Origin of the sequence: Pseudomonas sp. CDFA 610 (assembly GCF_021147865.1) — a bacterium.
GTDB lineage: Bacteria > Pseudomonadota > Gammaproteobacteria > Pseudomonadales > Pseudomonadaceae > Aquipseudomonas > Aquipseudomonas alliivorans.
In genome coordinates this window covers 87,807-112,586 of sequence record NZ_JAGTPM010000009.1, presented here as the reverse complement: position 1 = coordinate 112,586, position 24,780 = coordinate 87,807, and the positions used below count along the sequence as shown (strand labels likewise).

At 59.0% G+C, this 24,780-nt stretch carries 20 protein-coding genes and 1 tRNA gene; 8 read left to right on the top strand and 13 right to left on the bottom strand.

All coding sequences use genetic code 11. From position 1 onward, the window contains the following. Positions 1-25: 25 nt before the first annotated feature. The 5 genes from KDX39_RS17795 (at position 26) to KDX39_RS17775 (ending at position 5,751) form a co-directional block, all read left to right on the top strand. The gene (locus KDX39_RS17795) at positions 26-3,340 is read left to right on the top strand and encodes a dermonecrotic toxin domain-containing protein (protein ID WP_231661257.1); all 3,315 of its coding nucleotides are present in this window, start codon (positions 26-28) and stop codon (positions 3,338-3,340) included. A gap of 25 nt (positions 3,341-3,365) precedes the next feature. Continuing rightward, positions 3,366-3,590: a cysteine-rich CWC family protein gene (locus tag KDX39_RS17790; RefSeq protein ID WP_231661256.1), complete on the top strand. Its 225-nt coding sequence runs from the start codon at positions 3,366-3,368 to the stop codon at positions 3,588-3,590. A 45-nt stretch (positions 3,591-3,635) separates the two neighbouring features. Beyond that, positions 3,636-4,328 carry a pseudouridine synthase gene (locus KDX39_RS17785; protein ID WP_231661405.1) on the top strand — a complete coding sequence of 231 codons (693 nt, stop codon included), beginning with the start codon at positions 3,636-3,638 and terminating at the stop codon, positions 4,326-4,328. A 299-nt stretch (positions 4,329-4,627) separates the two neighbouring features. Continuing rightward, a complete protein-coding gene (locus tag KDX39_RS17780) occupies positions 4,628-5,521 on the top strand; it encodes an alpha/beta fold hydrolase (RefSeq protein WP_231661255.1) in 894 nt (297 codons plus the stop codon). Positions 5,522-5,677: 156 nt separating this feature from the next. After that, a tRNA-Gly gene (locus KDX39_RS17775) sits at positions 5,678-5,751 on the top strand. 220 nt (positions 5,752-5,971) lie between these two features. Here KDX39_RS17775 and KDX39_RS17770 read toward each other — a convergent pair. Beyond that, entirely contained in the window at positions 5,972-6,472 is a 501-nt protein-coding gene (locus tag KDX39_RS17770; RefSeq protein ID WP_099226185.1) for a hypothetical protein, read from the bottom strand. A 286-nt stretch (positions 6,473-6,758) separates the two neighbouring features. Here KDX39_RS17770 and KDX39_RS17765 point away from each other — a divergent pair, with 286 nt between their 5' ends. Beyond that, positions 6,759-9,809 carry an autotransporter family protein gene (locus KDX39_RS17765; RefSeq protein ID WP_231661254.1) on the top strand — a complete coding sequence of 1,017 codons (3,051 nt, stop codon included), beginning with the start codon at positions 6,759-6,761 and terminating at the stop codon, positions 9,807-9,809. A gap of 226 nt (positions 9,810-10,035) precedes the next feature. Here the strand turns inward: KDX39_RS17765 and KDX39_RS17760 are convergent, their stop codons facing one another. Then, a complete protein-coding gene (locus KDX39_RS17760; RefSeq protein ID WP_099226187.1) occupies positions 10,036-11,127 on the bottom strand; it encodes an NADH:flavin oxidoreductase/NADH oxidase in 1,092 nt (363 codons plus the stop codon). A gap of 86 nt (positions 11,128-11,213) precedes the next feature. Here KDX39_RS17760 and KDX39_RS17755 point away from each other — a divergent pair, with 86 nt between their 5' ends. Next, positions 11,214-11,516, top strand: a complete 303-nt coding sequence (locus KDX39_RS17755; RefSeq protein ID WP_231661253.1) for an ArsR/SmtB family transcription factor — start codon at positions 11,214-11,216, stop codon at positions 11,514-11,516. A gap of 50 nt (positions 11,517-11,566) precedes the next feature. On the opposite strand, the gene KDX39_RS17750 is transcribed toward KDX39_RS17755, so the two are convergent. Further along, entirely contained in the window at positions 11,567-12,403 is an 837-nt protein-coding gene (locus KDX39_RS17750) for a cation:dicarboxylate symporter family transporter (protein WP_231661252.1), read from the bottom strand. Positions 12,404-12,480: 77 nt separating this feature from the next. Then, positions 12,481-13,650 carry a mandelate racemase/muconate lactonizing enzyme family protein gene (locus KDX39_RS17745; RefSeq protein ID WP_004881265.1) on the bottom strand — a complete coding sequence of 390 codons (1,170 nt, stop codon included), beginning with the start codon at positions 13,648-13,650 and terminating at the stop codon, positions 12,481-12,483. Positions 13,651-13,775: 125 nt separating this feature from the next. Here KDX39_RS17745 and KDX39_RS17740 point away from each other — a divergent pair, with 125 nt between their 5' ends. Further along, the gene (locus KDX39_RS17740; RefSeq protein ID WP_231661251.1) at positions 13,776-14,642 is read left to right on the top strand and encodes a LysR family transcriptional regulator; all 867 of its coding nucleotides are present in this window, start codon (positions 13,776-13,778) and stop codon (positions 14,640-14,642) included. A 66-nt stretch (positions 14,643-14,708) separates the two neighbouring features. Here the strand turns inward: KDX39_RS17740 and KDX39_RS17735 are convergent, their stop codons facing one another. The 9 genes from KDX39_RS17735 to KDX39_RS17695 form a co-directional block, all read right to left on the bottom strand. Next, positions 14,709-15,362, bottom strand: coding sequence for an HAD family hydrolase (locus tag KDX39_RS17735; RefSeq protein WP_231661250.1), 654 nt, complete (start codon positions 15,360-15,362; stop codon positions 14,709-14,711). Positions 15,363-15,425: 63 nt separating this feature from the next. After that, positions 15,426-16,955 (bottom strand): sodium:solute symporter family protein, encoded by a 1,530-nt coding sequence (locus KDX39_RS17730; RefSeq protein WP_231661249.1) that lies wholly within the window; start codon positions 16,953-16,955, stop codon positions 15,426-15,428. Further along, positions 16,952-17,209, bottom strand: coding sequence for a hypothetical protein (locus KDX39_RS17725; RefSeq protein ID WP_099226193.1), 258 nt, complete (start codon positions 17,207-17,209; stop codon positions 16,952-16,954). Before KDX39_RS17725 ends, KDX39_RS17730 begins: the two co-directional genes overlap by 4 nt. Positions 17,210-17,325: 116 nt before the next feature. Further along, on the bottom strand, positions 17,326-18,261 hold the full coding sequence (locus KDX39_RS17720; RefSeq protein ID WP_099226194.1) for a choline kinase family protein: 936 nt from the start codon (positions 18,259-18,261) through the stop codon (positions 17,326-17,328). Next, the gene (locus KDX39_RS17715; RefSeq protein ID WP_231661248.1) at positions 18,258-19,214 is read right to left on the bottom strand and encodes an aminoglycoside phosphotransferase family protein; all 957 of its coding nucleotides are present in this window, start codon (positions 19,212-19,214) and stop codon (positions 18,258-18,260) included. Before KDX39_RS17715 ends, KDX39_RS17720 begins: the two co-directional genes overlap by 4 nt. 9 nt (positions 19,215-19,223) lie before the next feature. Further along, the gene (locus KDX39_RS17710) at positions 19,224-20,504 is read right to left on the bottom strand and encodes a Zn-dependent hydrolase (protein ID WP_231661247.1); all 1,281 of its coding nucleotides are present in this window, start codon (positions 20,502-20,504) and stop codon (positions 19,224-19,226) included. Next, positions 20,482-21,240: a DeoR/GlpR family DNA-binding transcription regulator gene (locus tag KDX39_RS17705; protein ID WP_231661246.1), complete on the bottom strand. Its 759-nt coding sequence runs from the start codon at positions 21,238-21,240 to the stop codon at positions 20,482-20,484. Before KDX39_RS17705 ends, KDX39_RS17710 begins: the two co-directional genes overlap by 23 nt. An 83-nt stretch (positions 21,241-21,323) precedes the next feature. Beyond that, the gene (locus KDX39_RS17700) at positions 21,324-22,727 is read right to left on the bottom strand and encodes an amidase (protein ID WP_231661404.1); all 1,404 of its coding nucleotides are present in this window, start codon (positions 22,725-22,727) and stop codon (positions 21,324-21,326) included. Between the two features lie 245 nt (positions 22,728-22,972). Continuing rightward, the gene (locus KDX39_RS17695) at positions 22,973-24,460 is read right to left on the bottom strand and encodes a SulP family inorganic anion transporter (protein WP_231661245.1); all 1,488 of its coding nucleotides are present in this window, start codon (positions 24,458-24,460) and stop codon (positions 22,973-22,975) included. Positions 24,461-24,780: the final 320 nt, after the last annotated feature.

The following is a 24,780-nucleotide window of genomic DNA, read 5'->3' as shown; positions in this document are numbered from 1 at the left end:
CGGTCATTCACCCTGATCGAACACCATGAACGACACTCGCAGTCCGCTACGCCAGGACACCCTGTTTTATCCGTCTGCCGCCTTGCTGGAGCTGACCGGCAAGCTGGCGATGTCCACGCCGACCTTTTCCCTGCCCCCTTTCGATGACTGGCTGGGCCAGCCCTCGCACACCCTGCCTATCGATGAACCGTCTGCAGTGACAGAACCCGACCCCGCCATTGAGCGCAGGCTTGGAGCAGTGCGCGAAAGCCCGGGGTTTCGACTGATCGCCAATTCAGCACTGCTGCTCAAAGCCTGCCAACTGGACATGGACATGCCTCCTCAACGGCACGCCTATGTGCGCAAACACCTGGCACTTCTGTTGAAACAGAAGACCGGTCAGACGCTGGATCCGGATCAGTTGCATATCACGTTCCAGACCCAGACCCATCCTGCGGTGGACGACGATGGCCATGAGCACTACACCCGGCGCCTGTCGTTGACACAACTGGCGGTTATCAGCTTTGACGCGAGGCACTTCATGGCGCTGTACCACAGCACCATAGAGGACGAACCATTGTCCGGGAGCGACTTTTCGCTGAAGGCTTCGGAGGCGTTCAACATGATCCTTGAAAGCACTCTGGCGCATGACTACAGCCAGGTTATGAAAGCATTCTGGGGGCAGCATCGGCAGACCTTCCGGGCGCTCGCCAGACTGGGTTTGCTCGATACCGTCGCCCGGCAATACGCACGCGGCCAGATCAGCCGCTCCGGGTACTTCCTGACCCTGGACGCCTTGGGCCTGAAAGACTTTCCGACACAGTCCACTGCCCTCGATCAGACCGAGCGTGGCACAAGCACAGACGTTCATATGCTGTGCTTCGACGGAGAGCTTGTGCCAGGGATCTTTCAGGTCAGGTCGAAAAATACGTCGCACTGCTTCATTCATGTCCTTGGCAAGGGTGGAACGGTCATTGAATATATCGGCAAAGACCCACAGCAGATGCGCAACAGGCTGCTGGCGGCGCTGAACGATTCAGGGCTTCAGGAACAGGCTTTGCACCTGCTCGACCAGACACAAAAGGCAGCAGCGGTCGATCTGTTCCAAGTCGAAGGCGATGTGTTCACCGAGCTGACGCGGGCACAGGAGGTGCTCGCTCATGCTCTGATCGAAAGTGAGAGCCAGGGCCGCTTCGACCTGCTCAAACCCATTGCGCGCGGCCTGACACTGGCCAGCGGCATGGACCTCTGGCAATCGCAGCCGTCCCTGCTGGCGGAGTTGCCAGCGCCTTCGAGACTGGCCTCGGAACTCATGAGGCGTTATCTGAAGGAACAAGGCCATGAACATGATCCAGACCACGTTTTCATCGCCTACCGACGCGGCAATTCGACAACACCGCTAGGGAGTGCAAGCACGCCTGCCATCCAGATCCGCACACCCGACGAACAACCTGTAAGCCTGAGCGATGCACTGGTCAGTCAGTATCGAGTCCAGACACCGGTTGGCTATGTCGACCAGGGTGCCCGAACGGTGGTCTTTTTGGATCAAACCGGTCAGGGCCAGTGGCGCGAGGAACACCAACTGACGCTGGATCCGTATGCACTGGAGGCACATTTAAAAACCCTCGACTTCCTTCAATTAATGACCCAGCGCATCAACCTCTTCTGGGAAGAAAATGAAGTCGCTATTGAGCAGGCTTTCATCTCGACTTTCATTGCCCAGGCGCTGTTGGCGCTAAAGCAGGGTCGCCTGACACGCAGGGGTTTCGATCTGGTCGTGTCATCGCTCTCGGTAAATGAGCACCTGTACTGGCATGACCTGAGTTTCTATGTGCAGGGGTCCGTCGTCGATGGCCTGCACATTCAGCACACTGCATTGTGGCTGCTGGAGCAGCCGGGAAAACCCAACGTGCTTTATCAGACAGGGCATCCAAAAGCCTTCGTCGAGCTGGCCGATGATGACGCCCTCAACCTTCATCTGCTGAAGGCCACTGCAGAGAGGCACTGGCGCGAGGCAGTCATGCGCCATGTCCCTCAGCGTCATCACTCACGCCTGGACTATCTGTTCATGCTATGGGGACGGGTGAAGGCCCCTAGCCCTCCAGTCTCTAATCTGCGCCCCTGGACGTCCCGCATCTACAACCCGGACACCTCGAAGGCCATGCAACAAGAGCTTTGCAAACAAAAGATCGAAGGCTCGCCCTTCGCATTTCTTAGCCAGAGACTGAAACAGAATGCCCTGATGGATGCCGAGGATCGAATCGTCACCTCTGCGCAGCTTTCGCTGCAGGACTGGACAGACTGGCTTTATCATCTGCAAATGCTGCTGGCACCAATGTCAGTACTGCTGACGCCAGCCCTGATTGCCTCTCTGGCGACCGAAATCGGTATCACCTCGCTTAACATCGCGTCGGCCAACCTGCCGGGCAGCCGTTACCCGGAAAAGAATCAGGCCCTGATGGCAACCTTGTCCCTTGGATTACTGCAATTGGGACCTCGCACACCCGGACTGGCGCGTTCACTGAGCCGGCTCTTGAAACCTGCGCGTCAGGTAGCCCGCCCCCCGCTGTGGCTACCGGCTACGCTTAGTGGACCGACCCGCCAGCCTGCTCGCTCCAGCATCCAGCGCACGACACGACTGGAAACGTTCTTCCACACCGATGCCCTGCTCAAGCGCTGGACAGTGCTGAATACGCCACATTTTGGGAGCGTTCCGGTGCATGCCTGGAAGCTGGGCCGCAAGTTCCTGCTGTGGACATCCGACTGTGGGCAGGCCCGTACATTGGTGCTGAGTACCCATGGCCACTACCTGCCGTGGAGTTCCACAGTGAAAATTCCCAACGGCACCGAACTCAGGAGCTATGCGCCCCACGGGTATGAACTCGTCGATCCGTTGCTGCATCGTGTCGTCAGCAAGCGTGTCCTGCCATTCGCGATCTCCAGCGAGGCCGGAAACACGCCCGGCGCGATCTCGTCACCGCAGGCCACTCTGATCATGACCGACAAGCTCATGGCAGGCACTGCGCTACCTGGCAGGTTCAAGAACTACACGCTGTCCAAATTCCAGACCATTCATCACGAGCCGTACACCGATATCGCGCACATCGTCCGCAACTCGAACGCCTCCCCCCTGCCAGGCCAACTGCCTCAAACACCGATGGACGTGCTGACGGTGCGCAACCGGTTCGGTCTGCCCTCGCCCACACTGTCAGATCTGTTCGACACGCTGTCGGCCCAAGGCATCCACTACGACCGGATACTGCTGGTGCATTGTCGCTGCGCGGCCCTGTCGTCGTTGCTGAAGCGAGCCCCGGTTTATAAGGCGCCGACAGTCAGGCCGACGATTGTTAAGATGCCATGACTTTTTGCCCAGTCCCGAGATCACCATGACAACCGCCGACGCTGTTACCAACCTGTGCCCGGTGTGCGGCTTCAGCAACAGTTGCACCCTGGCCGACCCGCGCACAGCCAGCCAGCCGTGCTGGTGCTTCTCGGTAACCATTGATCCGGCACGACTGCAAGCGCTGCCCGAAGAGGTCCGCAACAAGGCTTGCCTGTGTCCGCGTTGCGCCGGCGTCGAACAGATGGCGCTGGGCCAACCGGTACGCTAGATCGCGTACCATGTGCGTCCTCACCGCCTCTCTGTCGCCATCGCCATGCGTCTTGACCGTTTCCTCAGCAACCTTCCCCGCTTCAACCGCAGGGACGTCCGTCTGGCGTTGGTCTGCGGCCGCGTGAAGGTAGACGGCCAGATAACGCGCAACCCGCACCACGACGTGCGGGAATTCAGTTGCGTGGCCTTCGACGACGAGATCCTGCAGGCAGGCAAGGCGCCGCGATATTTCATGTTGCACAAACCACAGGGCTGCGTCAGCGCCACAGTCGATCCGCAACATCCGACCGTACTCGACCTGCTGGATGAACCTGACAAACATGACCTGCATATTGCAGGACGTCTGGATTTCAATACCACGGGGTTGATGTTGATCACCAATGACGGTCACTGGTCACGACGACTGACGCAGCCGCAAACAAAGTTGCCCAAAGTGTATTACGTCGAGACGGAAAAACTGATCGACGAACGGTACATAACGAAGTTTGCCGAAGGCTTTTATTTCCCGTTCGAAAATATCACCACACAGCCAGCCCAGTTATCCATCCTTGGACCCCGTTGCGCGCGGCTGAGTATTGTTGAAGGTCGTTATCATCAGGTGAAGCGGATGTTCGGTCACTTCGACAACAAGGTGTTGATTCTGCACCGCGAACGAATGGGGGACCTGGCCTTGGCCCCCGAGCTAGAGCCCGGCCGCTACCGTGCCCTGCACGCCGCAGAAATCGCGCTATTCTGAAAAAGTCACAACCGTTCGGCGGAATGCGCAAGAAGCCTATGAGTGGCACTTGCGGGTTCCGGTATCCACTGCTTGAATCCAAATCGTCAGTCCGCATGTGACTGATGAGTCAGAACATCATTCCAAGAAACCTTTTGCCGTACCGAGTCATTGGACTCACGACAAATTGCCCGCCAATAACAATACCTGTCGGACAGATCGTTCGGATCGACATGGGCCTTTAATCGGCTTTTGCCTGCCTGTCACGAAACTCGTGCAACGTTGTTGTACGCATACCTGTTACGCCAGGAGTTATACCTATGTCGCCAGAAAAAGCCGTGCTTGATATACAAGGACAGTTTCGGGTTTACACGGAGTTCTATCGCGCAGATGCCGCGGAAAAAACCATCATCATGGTCAACGGCTCACTGGCCACCACCGCGTCATTTGCACAGACCGTTCGCAACCTCTACCCGGCCATGAATGTGGTGCTCTACGATCAGCCGTACGCCGGAAAATCCAAACCGCATAACCTGCATGAAAAGCCCATGACCCGGGAAATGGAAGGCCAGGTCCTGCTGGAACTGATCGACCACTTCAACGCCGAACACGTCATGTCGTTTTCATGGGGCGGCGCAGCGGCGCTGGTCGCGCTGTCGCATCGTCCCAAGCGCATCGAAAGTGCGGTCATCAGCTCATTTTCGCCCGTCCTCAACGAGCACATGCGTGACTACCTGAATCGCGGCATCATCCACCTGGGCGCTCACAATCGTTACGAAGTCGGCCACCTGATCAACAACACCATCGGCAAACACCTGCCGTCGTTGTTCAAGCGCTTCAACTACCGTCACGTCAGCAGCCTGGACCTGCACGAATATGACCAGATGTATTACCACATCAGCCAGGTACTGGAGATCGATCCGGGCAATTACCTGACCGCCGCGAAAAACATCAATGTACCCGTGTTGTTCATGAACGGTGCCTGGGACGAATACACCGCCGCGAACGATGCCGTGCATTTCGCGAAATACGTAAAGAACTGCAGCTTCAGCGTCATCGAAGCAGCCGGGCACTTTCTGGACATGGAACACAAAGCCGCCTGCCACGACTCGAAGCTGGCGCTGCTAAGTTTCCTGCAACCGGAACCTGCCGTGGCAGAGTCGTCCCGTCACGCGTATCAGCTGGTCCAGAGCCACAATGCCCTCGCCTTCTGAGAGCAGCGCTCGAAAGAGCCAGGGAATCCTCCGCCAGCGCACGGACAGCGGCACTCGGCGGACGGCTTCCAGCGTGAAGATCCGTATAAATGCAGGTTTTGAGGAATTAACGCTTCAAAAGCAGGACTGCATCTGGTACAAAGTCAGCCGCTTCGAGCGGGTATAGTTTAGTGGCAAAACGAAAGCTTCCCAAGCTTTAGTTGAGGGTTCGATTCCCTCTACCCGCTCCATATCACCTTTCCTCTGAAACTCACCGAACGTCAGGAAACGCTGGCTGATTCGGCTCTGCTTTGCCCCTTCATCACTCCGAAAAAAAATCACTGCATATCGGTACGTAACGCAGCGATCATCCATTGTGCATTATTATTGAAAAAACTCTGGCGGTCCTGACCATCAGTATTTTTTTGGGCTTTTGAACTGTATAACCCGTCACCGCCGCAACAACGGCCATTATTTCTGCAACGTGAACTCGGCCTTGTCGAAAGACAGCCAGCACGATTCATTATCAGTCCACTTCGATTCGGTAGTCCCCAGAACGCCTTTCATCAACACTCTGTCACCCTTTTTGAAACTGCTGATCTTTTTCTTGTTCACCAATAGATCATCGCGGGTCAAACCCTGGCCCTGGCATTTGGGATTGGTCGGATCCGTAAAGATAACGGCAATCTGGTTCTGGCCAATGGCGCTGCCAGTCTTGGTGATGCGCTGCACAACGCCTGGAATAATCAGTGTCTGGGCGTCCCACTTTTCCTTCGCTGTGACTTCGTTTGTTTCCCAATCGCCCCAGATCTCCGTCAACGTTGCCTGTTTGGCCTCGGTCAACCCTCTGAAATCGCCACTCAGCAAATCACCGGTCTGGTCGAACACTCCGTTGGTCACGGACATGGCCTGATCAAGACCCGCGCATCCCGATAAGGCCAGAATCAACGGAAACAACGCTACACTTTTCATCCACACACTCCGCTGGCGAACTAACCTCTGTGGGGTCGGTTATCCGTCATTCAATAATAAGGGGCTCAATAACTTCGGCAAAAAGCCTAACCAGCACTTTTTGAAACTTCAATAGTACAGATGCACTATGCGCACCATGGCGCGTAGCCACTAGTTCATGTGTGCTATATCCATTAAAACTTCGCCTCCTGATACTTCCGCCGTTGGCAATCTGCCTAACGGAACCGCTAATGCCTTCAAGGCTGGCAGCCACGGTCGTGGCTTTTATGGAGTATCTGGAGTCGTTATGAACCCCTTATTCAGAATATCCCCCCTTGCTTTTGCGATTACCCTTGCACTGCTCCCAGAGACTCAGGCAGCGGACTTTGTTCTTAACGATGCCCAGGAAACATTCAGCAGCGACCGCGTGATCGATGGCGAAATCAGAGTCCGGTCAACGGATGGCAATACGGCCAGCCTCACGATCAACAATGGCGCGACAGTGACCAGTGAAGGCGGCGACATGATTGGTCAGGGCAGCACGACGGGCGTCAACATGGCCAAGGCCAGCGTTATCGTCGAAGGGGCGGGGTCGCGCTGGATCGTACCCCGTACCTCATTCGTGCTCGGTAACACGATCCGTGTCGGTGGTGCCGGTCAGGGCGACCTGACCGTCCGCAACGGGGGCCAGGTGTCGGTGCGGGATCTGGACCTGGGTGATGTTTTCGGGGCCAATTCCAACAGATTCTCGCAAGCGGATCTGCTGGTAAGCGGACAGAACTCGCTGGTCGATGCAGCCAACATTACTGCCAATGGCGTCTTTGTCTATAAATCGAGCATCACGGCCAATGATGGCGGCAAAATCAACAGCGAGGCAGTGGACGTTAACTCCACCGTCAGATTGTCTGGCGCAGGCACGCGCTGGGACAATAGCGGGGCCTTCAGCAACAGAGGCGATCTGACGCTGGAGAACGGTGCAGTGCTGGCGACCAACTCGATGGCGCTGGGGTCTGCGATCAGCAGCACCAGCAACCAAGTGAGCATTTCCGGCCAGGGCACGCGCCTCACAGCGCAAGATATGACGCTCGGCACCACCACCACGCGTACTTATCTGACGCTGTCCGACGGTGCCGAACTGAGTGCCACCAATGGCATTCTCATCAGCACCATAGGCAGTAGCAACTTGGCGACACGTGGCACGCTTGCCATCGGCGGATCGGTCGCAGTGGACCCCAACCGTACCGATATCGATTCCATGACGGCTGGAGCGGCGCAGACCGCAGGTCGGGTCGATCCGGCAACCGCCATTCGTTTTGGTACCGGCAACGGATACCTGGCGTTCAACCATACGGACGCCGGCCTCCAGTTCGCCAACACCTTGAGCGGAACAGGCCGGGTGTATGCGTTCAACGGAGACACCACCTTGAGCGGCGATACTTCCGGATTGGCCGGTAGCGTCGTCGTTCGCGGCGGACGTCTCGTCTTGTCGGGGAACGTGGACCAGGTCAACCAGCGCGGCAATACGGCCACTACCCAGAGCCTTTCACGGTTTAACGTCGGCAACGGTACGCTTGTGGTCAACGGCACCGCGGGGCGCAATGAGTTTGGGGTCTACACCAACAGCGCCGAGGTGCTGGACGGCGGCGTTCTGGCCGGTGTCGGCCAGGTCGGCAGCACTCAGGTCGCGTCAGGCGGCACGCTGTCTCCCGGTGAGAACGCTATCGGTGCGTTGGCCATACAAGGCGATCTGGACATGGCGGCGGGCTCGCGTTATGCCGCAGACATTGCTGGCAGCGGCGCGTCAGACCGGGTCAACGTGAGTGGCACCGCCACCCTGCGCGGTACTCAGGTCAACGTCACCGCGCTGGATCCGGCGCAGAGCTATCAGAGCGGCAGAACATACACCCTGCTTTCAGCCCAGGGTGGGCTGGTCGACGGCGCGACGCCAGGAACAGCCTACGCACAGGCGGCGACCAATTCGGCGTTTCTGAATGTCGGCTTGCAACGCACTGCCAACGATCTGAACCTGACCATCGAGCAGAAAAATACAACGCCTACCCCGACTCCAGAGCCGACGCCAACGCCAACGCCGGAACCAACACCTACGCCGACGCCGACTCCAACACCTACGCCTGAACCAACACCAACACCAACACCAACACCGACTCCAGAGCCAACGCCAACGCCAACGCCGACACCAGAGCCAGAGCCTACGCCCGCTCCTGCGCCGGGCATCTTCCAGACGGTCATGGTGACCGCGAATCAGTTCAACACCGCTGGCGCGCTCAGCGCATTGCAACAGAGCGGCGAGTCCCTGCGTCTGTACAACAACCTGCTGATTCTGGATGCAGACAGCGCGCGCGATGCGGCCGATCAGTTGTCCGGCGACTCTCTCAGCAGCACCTCGACCGCCCTGATCGCCAACAGCCAGGTGGTGTCCGGCGTACTGGGAACACGCCTGCGCGGCCTCTTGGACTCCGGTACCGTGCGCATGCCAGCCATGGCACTCAATCTGATGCCGACCACGCCAGCCGCCGAAAACGGCGCCTGGGTGCAGCCCTTCGGCAACTGGACTCAACTGGACGGCCGTGACGGTGGCAGCGGCTTGAAACAAAGCACCGGCGGTGTGCTGTTCGGAGCCGACGGCAGCTTCAATCCGGATTGGCGTGGCGGTATCTATGCAGGCTACAGCCGCTCAAAGTTCGATGCAGACGATCGCGACGCCGAAGGCCACAGTGACAACTATCACCTCGGCCTCTACACCGGTGCCCAGATCGATGCACTGCGCCTGAGTGCAGACGTCGGCTATACCTGGCATAAGCTGGAAAGCGAACGGAACGTGGCGTTCGCCGGGTTCAGTGACCGTCTGACCGGCAAACGCAACGCCCAGTCGCTGCAGGCCAGTGGCGAAGCGGCTTACCGCATACCGGTTGGCAGCGTGTCTCTGGAACCTTTCGCCGGCCTTTCCTACGTGCGCTACAACGCGGACGACCTGCGTGAAAAAGGCGGAGCGGCCGCTCTGGATGTGTCCAGCGACAAGCAGAACACTGTCTTCTCGACCGTGGGCCTGCGTGCGTCGACACATGCAAACGTAGCGAACCTCAACACCGAGCTTTACGGCTCTCTGGGCTGGAGACGCGCTTACGGTGACCTGGATCCGCGCAACGTCCAGTCTTTTGCCGGCGGTCCGAACTTCGAAGTGCAAGGTGTTTCTCAAACCCGCGACACGGCCCTGACCGAAGTCGGCGCGAAGGTGCGACTGAACAAGCAGACCGATCTTGGACTGTCCTATCAGGGCCAGTTCGGTACCGACACACGCTTCCATTCGGTGAACGCAGGCGTGACGGTCCGCTTCTGACCGCTGCACTCGGGCTGGATGACCATTCGAGCAGTGTCTGCTCGAGCGGCTTCCGGCCCGAACTTTTTGACTGACCTGCGGCTCGTTTGGTTGGAAGTGACGGCTCCAGCCTGTACTGCAGAGTGAAGTTACAGCGTTTCTCACAGGCAAAGAAAGGGCACCTTAGGTGCCCTTTCTTTGCTTATGGCGTAATCAAGCTATTCCGTTATTCGCGTAAGACCGCCTCTCAACGATACCGCTCAAGCCAGTGCGCATAAGGTGCCGGCAAGGTCCACGACGCGTTCTGCGCACCGAGTTCCTTCGCAGCAAAATAGGCCCAATGCGGATCCGCAAGGTGCGCGCGGCCGATGGAAACCAGATCGAGCTGACCCGATTTGACCGCCTCTTCCGCCAGTTGCGGCGTGCCGAAGCCCCATGCCGATGTCACCGGAATGCCCGCTTCGCGGCGCACACGTTCGGCAACCGGCCCCATGAAAGCTGGCCCCCACGGGATGTTGGTGTCGGGAATGGTGAAGCCGACGCTGACGCTCAGCAGGTCAAGCCCGCCAGCCTTGAAACGACGCGCCAGCTCGATGGACTCGCTGAGGGTCTGCTCGTCGCGACCATCGTATTCAATGACGCCGAAACGGGCGGTCAGTGGCAGATGCTCTGGCCAGACCTCACGTACGGCCGCCAGGGTTTCCAGCAGGAAACGGCTACGGTTGTCGAAGCTGCCGCCATAGGCATCGGTGCGCTGGTTGGAGTGCTCGGAGAAAAAGCTTTGCCCCAGATAGCCGTGGGCAAAATGCAGCTCAATCCATTCAAAGCCGGCTTCAAGAGCGCGGCGTGCAGCGTTGACGAAGTCCTGTTGAACGCGCGCGATGTCGTCCAAGGTCATTTCACGCGGCACCTTGGGCAGGTTGGCACCGAAAGCGATGGCGGACGGCGCGATGGTTTCCCAGCCACGAGCGTCGGAATCGGCAATGTGGTCGTCGCCTTCCCACGGACGATTGGCGCTCGCCTTGCGGCCTGCGTGGGCAATCTGAATGCCTGGAACGGATCCGGCCGCCTTGATGGCCTTAACGACGGGAACGAACGCCTGCGCTTGCTGGTCATTCCAGATACCGGCGCAGCCTGGAGTGATTCGGCCTTCGGGCGCCACGGCAGTCGCTTCAACCACCACCAACCCTGCCCCGCCCCGCGCCATGCTGGCCAGGTGAACGTGGTGCCAGTCGTTGATCACGCCGTCGTCGGCTCTGTATTGGCACATGGGCGGAATGGCGATGCGGTTGCGCAGGGTCACGTCTTTGAGGGTGTAGGGTTGGAACAGCGCTGACATGAATATCTCCCGATACGTCTAAATACGATTGTTCGATAGTATTCGAAATATAGCGCCAATTGAAACCCCTCGTTATCATGCGGCCCATGCGAACCCCAAAACACCCCGAACCCGATGCCTTCACCCTCGACCGCGTGCTGTATGCGCTGAGCGACCCTGTACGCATGGAAATCGTCCGCCATCTTGCAGGCGTGCCCGAGGCGACATGCGGCGAGTTGTGCGGCGAAAGGCCCAAGTCCAGTGCCTCCCACCACTTCCGCGTGCTGCGTGATTCCGGGTTGGTGCATACGCGCAACGTGGGGACCACGCACATGAACTCACTGCGCAGTGAGGAGCTTGAAACCCGCTTTCCGGGGCTGTTGGCAGCGATTCTTCGGCAGCTGGGATAATCGGCGGATGCGCACGCAACGGCCCCGTTTTCGGAGCCGTGCATCATGTTTCAGTGTGCGATATCGGATTTGACCGGCGCAGCGGCTGCAACGGCCTGAGGATGTTTCATTGCCTTGATCTCACGCTCGGCAACCGCCTGATCGAACGCGCCGTCCCATTTGGCAATGGCGATGGTGCCGATACCATTACCGATCAGGTTGGTGACCGCCCGCGCCTCGTTCAGAAAACGGTCAACGCCCAGCAGCAGTACCAGACCGACCAGCGGAATGTCCGGAATCACCGACAGCGTCGCGGCCAGCGTCACAAAGCCTGCCCCGGCCACCCCCGCCGATCCTTTCGAAGTCAGTAGCAGTACGCCAAGCACGACCAGTTGGTCCGCCAGGGTCAGCGGCGTGTTGGTGGCCTGAGCCACGAAGATCGCGGCCATGGTGAGATAGATGCAGGTGCCATCCGAATTGAACGTGTAACCGGTCGGCAACACCATTCCGACGACCGCGCGCTTGCAGCCGAGCTTTTCGAGTTTGATCATCATCCGTGGCAGTACGGCTTCGGTGGAGCACGTCCCCAGCGTCACCAGAATCTCGTCCTTGAAATAACGCAGGAACGTGAGCAACGGTACGCCCGACCAGCGGGCAATCGAGCCCAGCACAACAATGATGAAAAACAGCGTGGTCACGTACAGCGCCAGCATCAGATGACCGAGCGACACCAGCGTGCCGAAAATGATCGGCGCGAGCAGCATCTTGATGAGCTTGATGAACCCGTCGGCCAGTGGCTGGAGCCTGGCGCCGATGTCGGGCATCAGGTAGCCGATAAGACCGCCGATGACGATGCCTATCAAAACCTGGACGTACAAAAGCTTGTACCAGCGTGTGGCTGTGTTCATGGCTGTACCTCAGTGTTGTTTTTGTATGAGGACAAGCGCGGCCCTGTCGTGAAGGGCCGCGTCATGACGAAAACCCGTCAGCCTTCGCCGAGTTCCCGCATTACTTTGTAGAGCTCGGACTTAGCCTCGAAGCCGACGCCTGGAATATCCGGCAGGCCTACGTAACCGTTCTCGACGCGAATCCCGTCGGCAAAGCCGCCGAACGGCTGGAACACATCCGGATAAGACTCGTTGCCGCCCAGGTGCAGGCCCGCTGCGATGTTCAGGGACATCTGGTGACCGCCGTGCGGAACGACACGGCGCGATGACCAGCCCAGTTCCTTCATGACGTCCAGGGTGCGCATGTACTCCACCAGGCCGTACGACAGCGCGCAGTCGAACTGCACGTAGTCGCGGTCAGGGCGCATGCCGCCATGACGCAGCAGGTTGCGGGCGTCCTGATGAGAGAACAGGTTTTCACCGGTCGCCATCGGCAGTTCATAGTGGTTGGCAAGCTCGGCCTGTAGAGCGTAATCCAGCGGGTCACCCACTTCTTCGTACCAGAACAGGTTGTACTTCTTGATGGCTTCGGCGTACGCAATGGCGGTTTTGATGTCGAAGCGACCGTTGGCATCGACCGCCAGCCGACGACCGTCACCAACCACTTCCAGCACGGCCTCGATGCGACGAATGTCCTCATCAAGCGGCACGGCACCGATCTTCATTTTTACGACGTCGTAGCCGCGGTCCAGGTAGCTCTGCATCTCGGCCTTGAGTTTGGTCTGGTCCTTGCCCGGATAGTAATAGCCACCTGCCGCGTAGACCCAGACCTTGTCGTCAGCCACGCCATCGCGATAGCGGTCAGCCAGCAGGCGATACAGCGGCTTGCCTTCGATCTTGGCAACGGCGTCCCAGACTGCCATGTCGATGGTGCCCACGGCCACGGAGCGCTCGCCATGCCCGCCTGGTTTTTCATTCGTCATCAGGGTTTTCCAGATGGCAAAAGGGTCGAGATTGTCGCGCTCTTTATCGACCAGCGTCTCGGGATCCGCCTCGCTGATACGGGCCAGGAAACGGTCGCGCATCAACGCACCCTGCCCATAGCGACCATTGGAGTTGAAGCCATAACCGATCACCGGTTTGCCATCACGAATCACGTCAGTGATGACCGCGACAACCGAGCATGTCATCTTGGAAAAATCGATGTAGGCATTGGCAATGGGTGATGCGATGGAAACCGTTTTTTCACGAATTTCGACGATGCGCATGGGGAAGCGTCCTCTCTGATTGTTATTCCCGGAACCCCGGGTTGGTACGCCCGGACTGTAGGGCTGGACGCGAAATCGGGGCCAATGCTATTAATGCAGCACCCTATGTGTACAAGGCATCACCCATGGAACTCGTGTGGCTGGAGGACTTCAACGCCCTCGCCGAGAGCGGAAATTTCTCACGTGCCGCCGATGCGCGGCATGTCACTCAGCCCGCGTTCAGCCGACGGATCAGGGCGCTGGAAAGCTGGGTTGGCGTCGAGTTGTTCGAACGCACGGCTCAGGGCGCGTCGCTGACCGAAGCGGGTCAGAGCATGCTGGACAACGCCCGCGAGCTGACGCGAAGGCTCTACCAGATGCGCGCGGAGGTGAAGGAAGTCGCAGGCAAAGCCACCCGGACACTGCACTTTGCCGCCACGCACTCGCTGTCGTTCACCTTTTTCCCGGCCTGGATCAGACAAGTGGAAGACGGGGCGCCGATTGAAGGCATCAGGCTTCACTCCGACAACATGGCAGCGTGTGAACAATTGCTGCTCAACGGCGAGGTGCAATTCCTGATCTGCCATCAGTACCCCAACGTATTGCCCCGGTTCGACAGCAAGCAGTTCGAAAGCAAGGTGATCGGTTCCGATGCCCTGCTCGCCTTGCAATCCCCCGAGCTGAAGCCGGGCGACCCTGTGCCTTTTCTGTCCTACACGGCAGAGTCGGGCCTGGGGCGAATCATCGCCTCATACTTGCAGAACAACACCGATCACTCTGACCTGGAAACCGTTTTCAGCTCGCATTTGGCGGCCGTGCTGCTGTCGATGGCGCTACAGGCCAAGGGTATTGCCTGGCTGCCTCGAAGTCTCGCGACACCGGAGTTGGCGTCGGGGCGTCTGACACGAAGTTCGATAGCTCTGCCTGACATCCAGACCGAAATACGGATCTTCAGGGCATCGATGCCCCTGGGGGATTTTGCAGAGAAGTTCTGGGCGGGGCTTCAGGATTGATCGGGCGAGCCACGTCGAAAAACCCACACGTCACTGAAGAAATACGAAACCTGTGAGAGGCCCCACTCACGACCAATCAAGCACCGGCCAGCCGTGCTCCTGCGCATACGCCCGCAGCGTCGGGTCCGGGTTCACGGTCGTGGGATTGTCGACCAGCTTCAGCAGTGGAAGGTCGTTTCTGGAATCCGAGTAAAAGAATGCGCCTTCAAGCATTTCGTCCTGTGCTCTGAGCCACTCGCTCAGGCGCAACACTTTGCCTTCGCGGTAGGTCAGGATTCCCTCGGTGAGACCGGTGAACTGACCGTCCTGCACTTCCAGATCGATGGCCAATACCTCATCGATACCCAGATGCGCTGCAACAGGCGAGACAATATGCAAGCCTGTCGCCGAAATGACCAGCAACCGGTCACCCGCCGCCTTATGCCCGGCGATGGCCTGACGGGCCTCGTGATACACGAGCGGCTCGATGACGGCCTCGATGAAGTGCGCGACGGCCTCGGCCACCTCCTCTACAGTACGCCCGACCATCGGTGTGAGGCTGAACGCCATGTATTCCTCCATGGCCAGTTTGCCTTGGCTATAGGCGTTCATAAGTTCCTGGTCGAGGCTGAGAAACGCTTCGTCCTGCACCCAACCCAGCCGCACCATCTCCCGGCTCCAGAGGCTGGCACTGTCGCCATGAATCAAGGTGTCATCCAGATCAAAAATCGCTAAAGCCATCGGAGTCTTCTCAACAGTTGAACTGCGCTGAACGAGCGCGCCCGAAACGGGCGCGCGCCTGTATCAATTCATGGCGGGGAAGGCGTTGATCGCCCTGGGAGCTGGCGCTGCAATCGCGAACAGATCATCGATCCGCTTCACTTCCGCGGCGCTGGGCTTGATGGCGAATGCACACGCGACGAAGATCAAGGCGTTGAAGATCAGCCCGATGATCCCGCTGGTCAGGGAACCCAATTGTGGGATGTCGTCCGGGTAAATCGTCGTCAGCACGATGGCCACAAAGATGCCCACGAGCATGCCGGCAATCGCGCCCTGTTTATTGCCTCGGCGGGAGAAAATGCCGAAGAACAACGGCACGGCCAACTGGATGATGCCCTGATAGGAAATCTGCGCCAGCAACTGAAGTCGGGCATAGTCGAAGGTCAGGTAGGCCAATACCGATGCAGCACTGATGAACACCACCATGCCCACCTTGGCGAGGATGGTCTTCTGCCGGTCGGTTCGTGGTTTGTTCCAGGTTGCCAGGTCATTGGCGAACTGCGTGCCGCAGACTTGTACGCAGCCATCCACGTGGCCGATGCTGGCGGCCAGCACGATCACGATGGCGACCGCCAACAGCCACGGCCCGCCAATGTCGAACAGCGACAGGAACCAGCCATGCTGTGGATGCGCGGCGACGTTCGGGTCCTGACTGACCGCGGCGGCGAACAGCATCAGTATCCCGTAGAAGCCTGCGACCAGCAGAATGGTGACCAGCGTGCCCTTTTTCACAGACCGCACGCCGCTGGCGGTGTAGATACGCTGGAAGCTCATCGGCCAGCACATCGAACCGATCACGCCAGTGAAGATCAGGCTGAACATGTAAAGCGGGCCATAGGTGCTGCCTGCGCCGCCCGGAATCACCAGCATGCCGGCGGGCAATTGCGCGAGGTTGGAAAATGACGCCTGATCACCAAACAGCAGCAAGACGCAAAGCGCCGCGCAGAGTACGTAAGCGATCAACCCCTGATACATGTCGGTCATGATCAGCCCGCGCATGCCCATACTCACGGTCCAGTACTGCCGAATCAGGATCACCACGACGCCGACCGTCAGGCAGGTCGTCACGCCCCAGCGCCCGAAGCTGGCGAACTGAAACAGTGTGGCCAGCGCCTGAATGCCCATCACCACCCACGGAAACACCGAGATGATGCCGATGATCGAGGCGATGCGTTTCACCGCCGGGCTGTCGAAGCGCATGCCCAACAGATCGGGCTGTGTGGTGAGGTTGAAGCGTTTGCCCCAGGTCCAGGCACGGTTGGCCATCAGGTACATAGCGGTGACCCCGAGGGTCGCATACACCATGCCGTAAAAGCCCAGCGCACCGCCGACCGAAAGGGCGAAGAACGCCGTGAACGTTGCGCCAGGCCACCACGAATTGGTGTAGCACATCGCGATATACCACGGCCCGTAGGAACGGCCTCCCACCGCATAGTCGGAAAACGAGTCACTCTTGCGATTGGTGGCGTACAGCACGCCGATCATCCCGGCCAGAAACAGGCTGATGAGCCCGAAGGTTATGTACAGATCCGAATTGACGAGTGTGCTGATCATTGTGCGTCCCCGTCTTCAGGAATCTCGCCACTGGCGGACTCAACCATATAAAGCACCCAAAGGCCGAGCCCCATCAGCGCCGCGTTCAGAATCCAGTAAAAGATCGGCAACGGAATACCCAGCACGATGACCGTACTGCCACTGACCTGAAGATAAAACGGCGGGAACAGCGCCATCATCAACAAGGCAAAAAAGTACACGCCGAACACGAGCGTTTTCACACGCCCAGGCTGCGCAATCGAAACAGTCGTCATGGAAGACTCCTTGAATTTTGGATCTTGCGATTAATCGATCAAGTAAAACTCAAGCAGTAGAAGAGTTGCCGCCGATAGCCCGATCTTGTGGTTGTCGGGTCTTGTAATACGCAGGTTCAGACCTGTCTGAGCCAGGTTTCCCAGCGCGGATCGTTGATTGCGTTGCGCGCCCTCATTTGTTTCCAGGCACCGTATTTGTAGAAGTCGAAGTCCAGTTGCGACACGGCATGCTGCACCATTGCCCAGGTCGACCACTTGATATCCGCCAGCGCTTTATTGATCTTGATCCGGGCCAGCGTCCGAGTGTCGACGCGGCCGAAATAGTCTTCGACCAATTCAAGTTCCACCTCGTCGGTAAAGAACATTTCGCCAAACCAGAGCGCCAACTCGTAGTGCCGATCGTTATTGGACGCGTACTCGAAATCGACCAGCCTGACGTGCTGCCGGTCGTTGAGCATGAAGTTACCGGCCAGCGTGTCATTCATGCACGGTGCCAGATCGATACCTGAGGCCTGCAATGCAGATTTCGCCCTCTCGTATTGCAGGGATAACCAGGCACCGTCCTGGGGTTTCAAGGCGTTGAGTTCAGCCACCTGAGTCTGGTGTTCGGCAATCATGTCGAACACCGTCTTGGTCTGACACAGCAGCGCCTGATCATTGAACGCCTTGAGCCCGAGCAGTGCGTTATGGCGCACATCGCGCTGCAGAAAATCGAGGTTCGACGACGCCCGCCAGCCTTCCATGAACTCGAACACTTCGACGCCGAACTCTTCCAGAAACGCAAACACCGGCGCGCCGTATCCTGTCGCCGCTGCGGCGACACTGGCGTCGTGAGCCGTGCGGCGATCAATGAACATCTCGGTCCCGGCACCCGGAATCTTGAAGAAATACGCGGTATCGGCGCCCTCGACTTCGACACGCCAGTTGGTGTTGGAAATGCCGCCGCTGACCGGCCTGTACGTGATCCGCTTGCCGCGCCACTGGCTGATGCTGGACACCGCCGCTTCAAGTTGCTGTTCATGAATACTCATGGCCTCTCCCAAAACGTTCATGCGCGCGACTCCTCAACCTGACGCAGCCAACTCTCCAGACGTGGATCCCGGGTGCTCTGCAAACAGCGCAAAAAGGTCCATTGCCCGAGTTTGGAAAACTCGAGCGACCGGGAAGACTCCGTGCCCGCCCAAAATCCCCATAGCGTCCAGTACCAGTCGTTGATCAGCGCATACAGACGACAGACGGCGTAATCCACTTCAAGGCATTCTCCTGCCCACGCTTCGATGCCTTCGCGCCACTGCGCCTCGAACGAAAACAGCTCGTTCAAGGTAATGGCGACGTCGTACCAGGCATCCATGCAACCGCCGTAATCAAAGTCGACCAGCTTCAGACTCCCGTCCCGCGCCACCATGACGTTGCTGGTAACGCCATCACCGTGAATCGGCACCGTATGAAACGGCCGGTTTTGCAGTGCATCCCAGGCCATGTTGACGCATCGGTCGATCCACGCGTGCTCTGGCGGCAACACAACCCGATCCCGCGTGCACAACACGCGCAGGCGTTGCAGATCATCCATCGGCGAGCGAATGAAATCCGGCACTGCGCCTGAATGAACCGTGCGTTTCAGATCCCATAACCGCTCAAGCCGCCCCGGCGCGATGAGTTCGTCCAGCCGGGCACAGCGCCAGTCTGTCGGACTCAGCGATTCGAAAATCAGCACGCCGCTGGCGCTGTCTGCACTGATCAGGCGAGGTGCTGCTCCGCTCAGACCGGCACACTCGCTGGCCTGCACACTGCGCTCGACATCAATCAAGGGCGTCATGTCCGCCTGCAACACCTTTGCGTACCAGGCGGTCTGGCCGTCAGTGACGTGATAACCCAGCCACTCGGTGGCCAGTCTGGACGGCGAGGCAATGCCCGAAGGCCCGTCCTGTACATTCAGGTTGTCGCCCAACCCTGCTTCCGACAATGCACTGTGAAGACGATCCAGCGGTGCGCTCTCTTTGAACATGGTCTGCCCTCAGCGAAAGGAATCCGGTGCCGTGCAGGCGCGATGAAGCAAGGCAGTCAGCATTTTCAAACCGTTGTGCATGTCCTCGTCGCTGGTGTACTCGGCCTCGTTATGCGAAAGGCCGTTACGGCTGGGGATGAACAACAGGCAGACCGGGTATTTGCTATTCATACTGATCGCATCGTGACCGGCCACGGTTGCGCTGTCCGTGATGGGCAGACCCAATTCGTTCGCCACTGCATGTGCCAGTTCGGCGAAGCCGTCGGGAAGCACACCGGGAGCGCGCAGTACGCTGCTTTCGATTTCGAAACGCGTCTGGGTCCGGTCGGCGATCTCATGCAATGTGGCGTCCAGGCGCTCGGCAGCGGCACGTAGCAGTTCAGTGTCTCGCGAGCGGTGTTCCGCCAGCAGCGACACGCGGGACGGCACCACGTTGGGCGAGTTCGGCCAGATTTCCACGCGACCCACCGAACTGTGCATCTGCAACCCATGCAAGTCGGCTTCCGCACGAACCGCGACGATGGCATGCGCGGCGGCAAGCATTGCGTCGCGGCGCGCGGCCATGGGCGTTGGCCCGGTATGGTTCTGCTCGCCGTCGAAACGAATGCGTTGTTTCAACGCGGCCCAGGTTTCCCTGACAACGCCGATCGACAGCTTGCGGCTCTCCAGCGCGGTGCTCTGCTCGACATGAATTTCCACATAGCCCGCAATGTCGAGGTTGACCGGGCCGTTGCCCAGATAACCGATATCCTGCAAGGCCTGCCTGAGGCTGATGCCGTCGCCATCGCAACTGTTCCAGGCGTGCTCAAGACTCAGCGAGCCAGTGAACACGCCGCTGCCGATCAGGCTCGGCTGGAAGCGTGCGCCCTCTTCGTTGGTCCAGTTCACGACAGCAAGATTGCAGGCCGGCTTTTCTCCGCGCTCCCGCATCTGTCGCCCGAGGCTGGCAACCGCCACAGCACCGGCGAGTACGCCGTATACGCCATCGAATCGACCGGCACTTGGCTGGCTGTCCAGGTGCGAACCGCACACCACATACGGCGCATGTGGGTCGAAGGTCATCAGGCCAAAAATATTGCCCACGGAGTCGATGCGAACCTCAAAGTCATGCGTTCTGAGCCAGTCGCAGAACAGGTCGCGGACCTGACCGTCCTCGACTGATGCAGCGAGCCGATGCAAACCACCCGCCGGTGTCGCGCCAATGGCCGAGCTCTCTGCGAACAGCGCCTCGAACCGGGCATGGTCGGCTGCATCTGGCATCAGCAAGTCATGCGTACAGGATGTCGACATCATCTCTCTCCAGGCGAGCCGTAAACTCAGCCGATAGCGGACGGTTCGTGACCAGGGTTGTGATTGCACTGAATGGCAGGGTGTTAACAAAAATCCGGTGACCGAACTTGCCGTCGTCGGCGAGGATCACACGCTGCCGGGAATGCTTGACCAGCGTGCGCCGCAACATGGCTTCCGGCTCGTGGTAATCCATCAGGCCTTGTTCGAGGTCGATGGCGCCGATGCCCATGAACGCGATGTCGTAATTGAACTGGCTGGCGAACGCCAGCGTGTGCGGGCCGATCAATGCATTGTCGTTGCGGCGCACGTCTCCGGGAGCGACCAGTACCTGGTTGTCGCTTTGATGGGTCACTACCTGCGCGATGTCCAGCGAGTTGGTGATGATCCTCAAGCGGCTGAATCGGGACAGCGTTTGCGCCAGTGCGAGCGTCGAGGTGCCGGTGTCCAGAAACAGCACCATGCCATCAGTAATCAAGCCTGCCGCCTTGCCGGCGATACTCGCCTTGGCTTGCGGCTTCATGCGACTGCGAACCTGCAACGGCGGCTCGTCATTCAACTGCGGCAGAATCGCTCCGCCGTGAATGCGCCGCAGCTTGCCCATCTCTTCCAGATACTTGAAGTCGCGGCGAATGGTCTCTTCCGACACATAAAGCGACTGTGCGAGCTCGGACGCCTTGACTCGCTGTTGCTGGGCCAACAGGCGCATGATTTCGTCCAGACGAGGCTGATTGAGCATGGGGCTGACATTCCGTTGTGAAGAAAGGCGCTCAGTGTACCCATCTGTCTTAGGCTGCTGATGGCTGCTCATGTCGGGCGTGCTCATTGCGCAAGCATCGGTGGCAAATGTTGATCCCAGGGCGAAATCGCCTCGAAGGCCGCGCAGAATTGCAGAACATCACCCTCTGCGAAGCGCGGACCGACCACTTGCAGACCGATGGGCAGCCCGCCCGGGGCAAAGCCGCAGGGAATGGTTGCCGCCGGGTTTCCCGTCAAGTTGAAGGGATAGGTAAAGGGCGTCCAGCGTGCCCATGGCACGGCGCCTTCCTGATCAGCGAAGTCGGCCGGTGCGACTTCATCGGCATCAAAGGGCAGCACGGGAAGTGTCGGCATGATCAGCAGATCGTAACCGTCAAACAGCGCATGTACCCGATTGGCGAAAGCGGCACGCTGTTCGACGGCATGCAGATAACCGGCGAGATCGTAGCGGGCCGACTGTGTGATCAGCTGGGCGAAACCGGGATCCAGCGCTTCCAGTCGGTCCGCCAGCGCACGCCCGTAGACGATGCCGCGTCCGCCCACCCATAGCGTTTCAAAGGTGGCCAACGGGTCCGGCCAATCAAGCGCAAGGGTGCTCACGTCTACTGACAGGTTTGCGGCGATCCTTTCGACAGCAGCGTCGACTGCGGCCGCGATAACCGGATCGACAGACGTGTTGAACAGCGTCGGGACGTAAGCGATGCGCAGCGGACCAAGCGGCTCGTCGCAGCGGGCCAGATAAGATTCTGTGGGTGCCGGGAGCGCCTGGTGGTCCAGCGGATGCGGCCCTGAAAGAATGTCGAACAACAGCGCAGAATCGCGTACGGTTCGGGTCATCGGGCCTGCATGGCTGAGCATTTCGGTCGCGGACCATGGCCATGTGGGTATTCGTCCCAGTGACCCCTTGAGGGCGAATATTCCGCAGAACGAACCAGGAATTCTCACCGACCCGCCGCCGTCCGACCCAAGAGACGCTGGAACCATTCGCGCCGCAACCGAAATCGCAGAGCCCGAGCTGGAGCCGCCACTGGTCAGCGTCGGATTCCAAGGTGTGCGACCGTTGCCGAAAAGCCGCGATGTACTCGCCCCCGTCCAGCCGAACTCGGTGGTCGCTGTCTTGCCGAGGATAATGGCGCCTGCATTTTTCAGGCGCTGAATGATGGGCGCGTCCTTGAGCGGGACAGCATCCAGACTGGTCAACGACCCTTTGGTGGTCCGCAGACCTGCCGTGGAGAACAGATCCTTGATGCCGAACGGAATGCCGTGCAGCGGCCCGCGAATGCGGCCGCCGCCTGCCTCGTCATCCTGACGACGCGCCTGTTCAAGCGCAGCGTCTGCATAAACATCACCGAATGCATTCAATGTGTGATTGTGGGTTTTGACCGCTTCAAGGCTCGCTTCGACCAATGCCACAGACGTGATCGTTCCTGCGTCCAACTGCTCGCGGGCCTGAATCACGGTGGGCATGGAGAAGCGATTTGACTCAATCAATGTGGATGCTCCGGCAAGTCATGGGCATATCGCCCAGGCCAGCGCATTACTGATCAGGTGGTAAAAACCGTCAAGTGGAAAATGTTGTTTTTGTTGTATTTATGGACTTTAAATTTGTAACAGCACCGCTGGAGTGCGAAAAAACACATCATTTCCGGGCTGCGCCCAACGCTGGGGCAGAAAAAGGGCTTGCCCGTTTTCGGGTTTCAAGCCCAAAAATCTCAATGCTTCATCAATGAATCGATCCCTCCCGGCTTGTCATGAACCCCGAACCTGTCCACCAATGTGGCGGTGGCGCTGTTCATGCCAATCACATCCACTGCGATCCCGGCGCTTCTCAGCTTCAACACCACCTTGTCCAGCGCGGCCACGGCGGTGATGTCCCAGAAGTGCGCGTCCCTCAGGTCGATGGTCAGGGTGCCGAGCGATTCCTTGAGATCGAACGAGCGAGCAAATCGGTCTGCGGAACCGAAAAACACCTGGCCGGTGACGTAGTAGGTGCGGTGGCTGTACTCGGGATCCCGCTTCGAGCTGACATCGAGGTAATAAGCCATTTTGTTGGCAAAAAACATTGCCGCCAACAGCGTTCCGGCTACGACCCCATAGGCAAGGTTGTGCGTGGCGACGACCACAATGACGGTGACAATCATGACCAGATTGGTGGAGAGCGGATATTGACGCAGGTTGCGAATCGAGCCCCAACTGAAGGTGCTGATGGACACCATGATCATCACCGCCACCAGCGCTGCCATGGGAATACGAGCCAGCCAGTCACCCAGGAAGATCATCATCGCCAGCAGCGAAACACCGGCACTCAGCGTGGACAGGCGGGTTCTGCCGCCGGACTTCACGTTGATCATCGACTGACCGATCATGGCGCAACCGGCCATGCCACCGATCAGTCCGCTGGCGATGTTGGCGACGCCCTGCCCTTTGCACTCGTGGTTCTTGTCGCTGGACGTGTCGGTCAGGTCGTCGACGATGGTGGCCGTCATCATCGACTCCAGCAACCCCACAACCGCCAGCGCCGCCGAGTACGGCAGCACAATCAGCAACGTATCGAGCGTCAGTGGCACGTCCGGCCAGAGGAAGACCGGCAGGCTGTCGGGCAACGACCCCATGTCGCCGACCGTGTGAATCTTCAGCCCCATGAACACCGATATCGCGGTGAGCACCAGAATGCACACCAGCGGCGAAGGCAACAGCGTGCCGATAACCGGAATCCGTGGCAGCAGATAGATGATCGCCAGACCGCCGACCGTCATGGCGTACACCACCCAGGTGACGTTGGTAAGCTCCGGCAGTTGAGCCAGAAAGATCAGGATGGCCAGCGCATTGACGAAGCCGGTCACGACCGAACGCGACACGAAACGCATCAGTTCGCCCAGCCGCAGATAACCCGCCACGATCTGCAAAACCCCGCAGACCAGCGTCGCCGCCAACAGGTATTGCAGCCCATGATCTCTGACCAGATTCACCATGAGTAGCGCCATCGCACCGGTGGCGGCGGAGATCATCGCAGGGCGGCCGCCTACAAACGCGATGACCGTACAGATACAGAAAGAGGCGTAAAGCCCGACACGGGGATCGACCCCGGCAATGATGGAAAAAGCGATGGCTTCGGGAATGAGGGCCATCGCGACAACGAGGCCCGCCAGTACGTCGGCCCGGACATTCGATAGCCAGGCAGCCTTGATATTTTCAAGCATTGATTCACCCATGCAGGCACGGCATGACGCGCAGCGGCGGCCGCTGGGCGATGCAGGTGCGTCTGTCTTCAGTGGTGTTGAGGATGTGCTGCGGCCAAATCAGGCACAGCAGAAATGGACCGCAGCCAAAGGGCGGTCAGGGTGTTGCGAGGGGGGCGTAGCGCTAAGGCGGCGTAGGCAGCCAGTTGGAACGGGACAAGGTATTTTCCTTCGTCAGATCACAGATTGACCGACGGGATGATAACCCTCACGGGAAGCAGGGACAACCCATCGACTGAACCCAGTGGCCTCCAAGGGCCGGGAGACATTTTCCGGTAGGC

What these genes read in the sequence shown, in the direction of transcription:
- KDX39_RS17795 (WP_231661257.1), top strand. Translation starts at nt 26, where the DNA reads ATGAACGACACTCGCAGTCCGCTACGCCAGGACACCCTGTTTTATCCG.
- KDX39_RS17790 (WP_231661256.1), top strand. Translation starts at nt 3,366, where the DNA reads ATGACAACCGCCGACGCTGTTACCAACCTGTGCCCGGTGTGCGGCTTC.
- KDX39_RS17785 (WP_231661405.1), top strand. Translation starts at nt 3,636, where the DNA reads ATGCGTCTTGACCGTTTCCTCAGCAACCTTCCCCGCTTCAACCGCAGG.
- KDX39_RS17780 (WP_231661255.1), top strand. Translation starts at nt 4,628, where the DNA reads ATGTCGCCAGAAAAAGCCGTGCTTGATATACAAGGACAGTTTCGGGTT.
- KDX39_RS17770 (WP_099226185.1), bottom strand. Translation starts at nt 6,472, where the DNA reads ATGAAAAGTGTAGCGTTGTTTCCGTTGATTCTGGCCTTATCGGGATGC.
- KDX39_RS17765 (WP_231661254.1), top strand. Translation starts at nt 6,759, where the DNA reads ATGAACCCCTTATTCAGAATATCCCCCCTTGCTTTTGCGATTACCCTT.
- KDX39_RS17760 (WP_099226187.1), bottom strand. Translation starts at nt 11,127, where the DNA reads ATGTCAGCGCTGTTCCAACCCTACACCCTCAAAGACGTGACCCTGCGC.
- KDX39_RS17755 (WP_231661253.1), top strand. Translation starts at nt 11,214, where the DNA reads ATGCGAACCCCAAAACACCCCGAACCCGATGCCTTCACCCTCGACCGC.
- KDX39_RS17750 (WP_231661252.1), bottom strand. Translation starts at nt 12,403, where the DNA reads ATGAACACAGCCACACGCTGGTACAAGCTTTTGTACGTCCAGGTTTTG.
- KDX39_RS17745 (WP_004881265.1), bottom strand. Translation starts at nt 13,650, where the DNA reads ATGCGCATCGTCGAAATTCGTGAAAAAACGGTTTCCATCGCATCACCC.
- KDX39_RS17740 (WP_231661251.1), top strand. Translation starts at nt 13,776, where the DNA reads ATGGAACTCGTGTGGCTGGAGGACTTCAACGCCCTCGCCGAGAGCGGA.
- KDX39_RS17735 (WP_231661250.1), bottom strand. Translation starts at nt 15,362, where the DNA reads ATGGCTTTAGCGATTTTTGATCTGGATGACACCTTGATTCATGGCGAC.
- KDX39_RS17730 (WP_231661249.1), bottom strand. Translation starts at nt 16,955, where the DNA reads ATGATCAGCACACTCGTCAATTCGGATCTGTACATAACCTTCGGGCTC.
- KDX39_RS17725 (WP_099226193.1), bottom strand. Translation starts at nt 17,209, where the DNA reads ATGACGACTGTTTCGATTGCGCAGCCTGGGCGTGTGAAAACGCTCGTG.
- KDX39_RS17720 (WP_099226194.1), bottom strand. Translation starts at nt 18,261, where the DNA reads ATGAACGTTTTGGGAGAGGCCATGAGTATTCATGAACAGCAACTTGAA.
- KDX39_RS17715 (WP_231661248.1), bottom strand. Translation starts at nt 19,214, where the DNA reads ATGTTCAAAGAGAGCGCACCGCTGGATCGTCTTCACAGTGCATTGTCG.
- KDX39_RS17710 (WP_231661247.1), bottom strand. Translation starts at nt 20,504, where the DNA reads ATGTCGACATCCTGTACGCATGACTTGCTGATGCCAGATGCAGCCGAC.
- KDX39_RS17705 (WP_231661246.1), bottom strand. Translation starts at nt 21,240, where the DNA reads ATGCTCAATCAGCCTCGTCTGGACGAAATCATGCGCCTGTTGGCCCAG.
- KDX39_RS17700 (WP_231661404.1), bottom strand. Translation starts at nt 22,727, where the DNA reads ATGCCCACCGTGATTCAGGCCCGCGAGCAGTTGGACGCAGGAACGATC.
- KDX39_RS17695 (WP_231661245.1), bottom strand. Translation starts at nt 24,460, where the DNA reads ATGCTTGAAAATATCAAGGCTGCCTGGCTATCGAATGTCCGGGCCGAC.